This window comes from Lentihominibacter faecis, from assembly GCF_014306095.1.
GTDB lineage: Bacteria > Bacillota > Clostridia > Peptostreptococcales > Anaerovoracaceae > Lentihominibacter > Lentihominibacter faecis.
Map to the genome: position 1 here is coordinate 1 of NZ_JACRWC010000061.1, position 6114 is coordinate 6114.

Below are 6114 nucleotides of genomic sequence, written 5' to 3' on the forward strand. Positions count from 1 at the left end.
TGTGTATAAGAGACAGTCAGAATGCTGTCGATGAAGATCGTTTCGATATCGTGATCGGAGCTGATGATTCCATACAGGAATCCGATGTATTCATCAATGTTTGTAATGTGTTCAAAATCTTCCATACAAATAACACGGATTTTATAATTCAGCTCATACATGAGTCTGTGATTTTTATTGATAAATATGATGCTTCCTGCGCCTTTTTCAATACAATCGTTGGCCAGCTGAACCATCTGGTTCGTCTTGCCGCTTCCCTTATGTCCTATCAGTAATTTCACCATAACATTATCCTCCTAAATATGCTAACACTAGCCTTAATATTAAAAATATTATACACTATGCGGTTATTTTCATCAACTAAAATCATACAGATTGATTTTCAAAAGTTTTTTCTTTTAAACGAAGCTGTCCACACGCACCGTCGATTTCACTTCCCAGCTCTCGTCTTACCGTCGCCGGGATCCCCGCACGCTCCAGCTGTGAAGCGATTTCTTCTGCACGTTTCCGGCTGCTTCCGGAAAATCCGGTCTCCTCCACTTCGTTGAGAGGGATCAGGTTCACGTGACAGAGCATCCCGGAGAGTTTCTGCTGCAAAAGTTTCACGTCCTCCGGACGGTCATTTTCTCCGGAGATCAGGGCGTATTCAAACGTCACTCGTCTTCCTGTTTTTTCCGTATATTCTCGCGCTGTCTGCAAAAGTTCCGCAAGCGGATACGCCCGGTTTACAGGCATGATCTCGCTGCGGCCTTTCTCCTCTGCACGGTGCAGGGATACAGCCAGGTTTACCTGCGGAAAATCTTCTGCAAACTGCCGGATGCCCGGCAGGATCCCGCTGGTCGACACTGTCATATGCCGGTAGCTGAGATTCTTGCCATCCTGATGATGGAGCAGTTCTAGGAATCGTTTTAGATTCTCGTAGTTATCAAAGGGTTCTCCCATGCCCATGACGACGATGTGGTTGATCTTCTCTCCGGTCGCTCTTTCGGCTTCATATACTTGAGACAGCATTTCGCCTGCTGTAAGATCGCGAACCAGACCGTGAAGAGCTGACGCGCAAAATGCACACCCCATCCTGCATCCCACCTGGGATGAGACACACAGAGAGTTGCCGTAGCTGTATTTCATGAAAACACCTTCTACTGCATTGCCGTCTTTCAGCCCATAGAGGAATTTCCGCGTGCCGTCTTTCTTATCATGCTGGATCTTTTCCACCTGTACTCCGCCGATAAAAGCTGCCTCCTGCAGTTTTTCTCGCAGTTTTTCGGAAAAGTCCGTCATGGCAGAAAAATCACGTTCTCCTTTGTGGATCCATCGAAACAATTGTTTGCCGCGGAACGGAGCTTCTCCCAGTTCCACGGCAAACTGTTTTAATTCTTCTATTGTCATCCCCAGCAGGTCTTTTCGTTCCATAAGTACTGCACTTCCTACTTCCTATTAAGTCTTGACGCCCATCCCGCATGGAATGTCTGAAGATAGGTATCTATACTGATCCAGTCATTCTGCGGATTTTCTGATGCGATTCCCGGATAGAATTTCTCGATGTATTCTTCGATCAAGGACCGTGGCAGATCTCCCAGTCGGCCGCATCCGGAAGTATCGTAATCCGGATTTTCCTGAAGCACAGCCCATTCCTCTTCCGGGTCGATCCGAAACGGATTGGAAAAGAGGGATCTTTTCTTCGATTTACGCCGCTCAGGCGCTGCCGGAGCTTCCTTTCGGGAAGCATCCGGCTTTGCAGAAAGATCTGCATCATCCTCGCATGGAACTTCTTCCACGCCGACCACCTGGGGCTTCTGTCTTCGAATCCGCTCCCCGTAGCCTTCCAGCAGATTGACGATATTCTCCGGATCCAGTCCGAATTTGATCGCCAGATAATCGATATCTCTGCCAAGGACTACATAGGAATCGAAGATCGCTGTATGATCCTTGACGTCTCTGGCTGCCAGCTGTCTTAAATTTTTGATGGATGTGCTCATGATCTTTCGCCTCGTTACTACGTTATGAAATACTTAAATACGTTCTACCGCCAGACCTGTCTTGTGTCCGTTCAGGTCTACTTCTTCAAGGCCTTCCTTGTTTTCGATGCTTTCTGCCAGGGTTTCCTTCATGATATATTCACGATGATCTTCCACTGCTTTCGCAACGTCATCATCGGCAGACAGATAGATGTGGATCTTGTCCATCATCTCGTAATCGTTCTGCTTTCTCATCTGCTGCACCTTGGATACCAGTTCTCTTGCCAGTCCTTCTTCTGCCAGTTCCGGTGTTACCGTCGTGTCCAGAATAGTGAAGACATTGTTTTCCATAGCGACTGCGAAGCCTTCCTTAGCTGAGATCTTCACATCTACCATGTCCTTTGAGATCTCCATGGATTCGCCATTGAGATCCAGAGCGATCTTACCGTCAGCTTCCAGAGCGGCAACAGTTGCTGCCGGATCTGCCTGTGCCAGCGCAGCACCGAACGCCTTGATGTTCTTGCCCAGAACCGGGCCTGCCACCTTGAAGTTCGGCTTTAAGCTGTAGTTCATGTAAGCGTCCAGTTTGCTCTCGAAAAGAACGTCCTTGATGTTGAGTTCTTCCTTGATCAGCGGGGTCAGATCTCCGATGATGCTTTCGTATTTACCATCTACCAGGATCTCCTTCAACGGCTGTCTTACCTTGATACGTTCTTTTTCTCTCGTTCCGCGTCCCAGACCTACCAGAGTACGAACCAGATCCATTCTTTCTTCTGCCTTTTCATCGATGAGAGCCTCATCTGCCTTAGGGAAGAAGGAAAGGTGCACGGATTCTTTTCCGGTCAGGTTCTGATAGATTTCCTCGGAAATAAACGGAGCAAACGGAGCGATCAGCTGGGAAAGTCCCACCATTACTTCATAGGTCGTTGCATAAACCGACTTCTTGTCTTCGTCCAGTTCTTCCGCCCAGAATCTTCTTCTTGCTCTTCTGATATACCAGTTGGACATATCTTCGATAACGAAGTCCTGGATCTTGCGAACGGCTTTCATATGGTCGTACTGATCCATATCTGCCGTAACTTCCTTGATCAGCTTGTTATACTTGGAAATGATCCAGCGATCCAGTTCCGGACGTTTTGCATATGGTACATCCAGAGAAGCGGGATCCAGATCATCCTGATTGGAATACAGCGCGAAGAAGTTGTATACGTTCCGCAGAGTTCCAAAGAATTTGCTTACGATCTCGATGAGTCCGTCTTCGTCGAACTTGGTCGGAGACCATGCCGGAGAAGCATACAGCAGGTACCATCTCGGAGCATCCGCACCATACTTGTCAAACAGTGCGAACGGGTCTACCGTGTTGCCCACGTGCTTACTCATCTTCTTGCCGTGTTTATCCAGGATCAGGTCATTTACTAATACGTTTTTATATGGAGATTTTCCCTTGATGAATGTGGAGATCGCCATCAGCGAATAGAACCAGCCTCTCGTCTGGTCGATTCCTTCGCAGATGAAGTCTGCCGGGAAGAAATCCGCATCGAAGTTTTCTTTGTTTTCAAACGGATAATGTCTCTGTGCGAACGGCATTGCTCCGCTGTCGAACCAGCAGTCCATAACTTCCGGGATCCTGGTCATCGGCTTGCCGCACACCGGGCAGGTCAGATGAACGTCATCCACATACGGTCTGTGAAGTTCGATATCTTCTGTGATATCCTCCTGTGCCTTTTCCGCCAGTTCAGCTCTGCTTCCGATGCATTCCAGGTGACCGCATTCGCAGCGCCAGATCGGGATCGGAGTACCCCAGTATCTGTTTCTGGAGATCGCCCAGTCGTTGACGTTTTCCAGCCAGTTTCCGAATCTCTTTTCACCGACGAAATCAGGGAACCAGTTTACGCTGTTGTTATTGGCAACCAGTTCGTCTTTCAGCTTGGTCATTTCGATGTACCAGCTTGGTTTCGCGTAGTAGATCAGCGGTGTACCGCATCTCCAGCAGTGCGGGTAGTTATGTTCCATCTTTTCCTTGGCGTAGATCTTGTCTTCTGCAGCCAGCCATTTGATGATCTCTACGTCCAGGCCGTCTTCCATAACGAATCTGCCCTTCCAAGGAGTCTCGGTGTATTTACCCTGTTCATCTACCGGGTTCACGACCGGCAGATCGTAGCGTCTTCCTGTCTGGTAGTCGTCTTCACCGAATGCAGGAGCCGTGTGTACGATACCAGTACCATCTTCGATGGTTACGTAGTCTGCGCATGTTACGAAGAAAGCTTTCTTGTCCGGCTTGATGAACGGCATCAGCTGTTCGTATTCCACGTATTCCAGGTCTTTTCCCTTCATTTCCTCCAGCACTTCGTAGCTGCCTTCTCCCAGGACTTTGTCAGCGAGGACCTTTGCAACATAAAAGACCTTGCCTTCTTCATCTCCGGAAATCATCTTTACTTTGATATAGTCGACATCCGGTCCTACTGTCAGGGATACGTTGGATGCCAGCGTCCACGGAGTCGTCGTCCATGCCAGGAAGTATTCGTCAGCGTCTTTTCTCTTGAATTTGGCTGTGATGGTCGTTACTTTGACTTCTTTATATCCTTGTGCTACTTCGTGGGAAGCCAGTCCCGTTCCGCAGCGAGGACAGTACGGCAGGATCTTGTGGCCTTCGTAGATCATGCCTGCCTTGAAGAATTCCTTGATGATCCACCAGAGAGTTTCTACGTAGTCGTTGTCCAGCGTGATGTACGGATGATCCAGGTCGATGAGGTATCCCATCCGCTTGGTCATGTCGCGCCACATGCTTTCGTACGTGAATACGGATTCTCTGCACTTTTCGTTGAATTCTTTGATACCGTATTTTTCGATGTCCTGTTTGCCGGACATGCCCAGCTGTTTTTCGACTTCGATTTCTACCGGAAGTCCGTGAGTATCCCAGCCTGCTTTTCTCGTAACTTCATATCCCTGCATGGTCTTGTAGCGGCACACGGAGTCCTTCAGCGTTCTGGCGATCACGTGATGGATACCAGGCTTGCCGTTAGCCGTTGGCGGTCCTTCATAAAAGATGAATGGCGTCATACCCTCTCTTGTGCTGATACATTTTCCCAGCAGATCTTCTTTTTCCCATTTCTCAGCCTGCTCTTTCTGAAGCTCAGCGATGGGCTTTTCTGATAAGTTCTTTATCATGTTGATACATTCCTTTCCTGGTACTGTCTGGTAATTCTATTTCACTGAGCCCGCAGTCTTCCTGCAAAGCCTCCTCGCTTCATTACGATCGCAAGACTCGTTTGCCATATCCGTTGACCGGACAGCGGCAGCTCATAAAAAAACGCCCCTGACATAGTTATGTTAGGGACGATCATAAACCGCGGTACCACCCTAGTTACGGGACTATCATCCCGTCTCTCATAAAGTGTTCGGCTCAGAAGTGATTTTCACGATCCGCTTCACCGATGCTCTCTCAGCATACGAGCATCTCTCTGTAAGGATCTTACGCAGGGCTACTGTCTTCGTCACAGCCGTATCATAAAATTATTTGCTCTATAATTTTATCCTGCAAAGGTTGAAAAGTCAAGGTTTTTCTTTTTTAGGCTCGCGCGCTTTTCCGATTTCGACTCGCGCGCTTTTCTGGCTTAGGCTTGCGCGCTTTTCTGATTTCTGCTCGCGTGCTTTTCTGATTTCTGCTCGCGCGCTTTTCTGGCACGTTTTTCTACGAAATCATATTTTCTGATAGCAATATACAGAAAACGTTTCTGCATACTTGCTTTTATACGGACGCTTTTCAGAATGAAGCCCGAAAAGCCAAATCCATCCGCCGCTCATTGTCAGATATAAGGATATTTTCAAATATATTTCTGTATCTTATCAACTGTAATGTAAATATCATACATTTACCGACCGGCTCGCCCTTCCTTTTGCTATTTTCCCCGTCCTTTTTCTGTTTTTGCCTTCAAAAAAGGCGATTTCCGCACATTTGAAATATCTGGCATCCCAACCCTCCTGTAACTATTCTGTGAAAATCATAACCACCCTTAAAAAGGGTGGTTTGCTCTAGAGCTATAAGCCCATGGATTGCTAGGCTAGCGTCTCAAGGCGCTAGCTTTCTCTTCGTTCAAGCTACATTGCCATTGCCTCTTTAGCTACCCCTCAAAGGGGTTCCATTATTTTTTAAATG

The 6114-nt window shown here is 47.7% G+C and carries 3 protein-coding genes and 1 pseudogene; all 4 read right to left on the minus strand.

The annotated features are described in order from the left end of the window. Window positions 1-284: pseudogene (locus tag H8876_RS04945) on the minus strand (hypothetical protein); the annotation flags it as partial. Window positions 285-366: 82 nt separating this feature from the next. After that, entirely contained in the window at window positions 367-1413 is a 1047-nt protein-coding gene (rlmN, locus tag H8876_RS04950; protein ID WP_249286790.1) for a dual-specificity RNA methyltransferase RlmN, read from the minus strand. Window positions 1414-1427: 14 nt separating this feature from the next. Beyond that, the gene (locus H8876_RS04955; protein ID WP_177265230.1) at window positions 1428-1979 is read right to left on the minus strand and encodes a hypothetical protein; all 552 of its coding nucleotides are present in this window, start codon (window positions 1977-1979) and stop codon (window positions 1428-1430) included. Between the two features lie 33 nt (window positions 1980-2012). Further along, a complete protein-coding gene (gene ileS, locus H8876_RS04960) occupies window positions 2013-5126 on the minus strand; it encodes an isoleucine--tRNA ligase (protein ID WP_249286791.1) in 3114 nt (1037 codons plus the stop codon). Window positions 5127-6114: the final 988 nt, after the last annotated feature.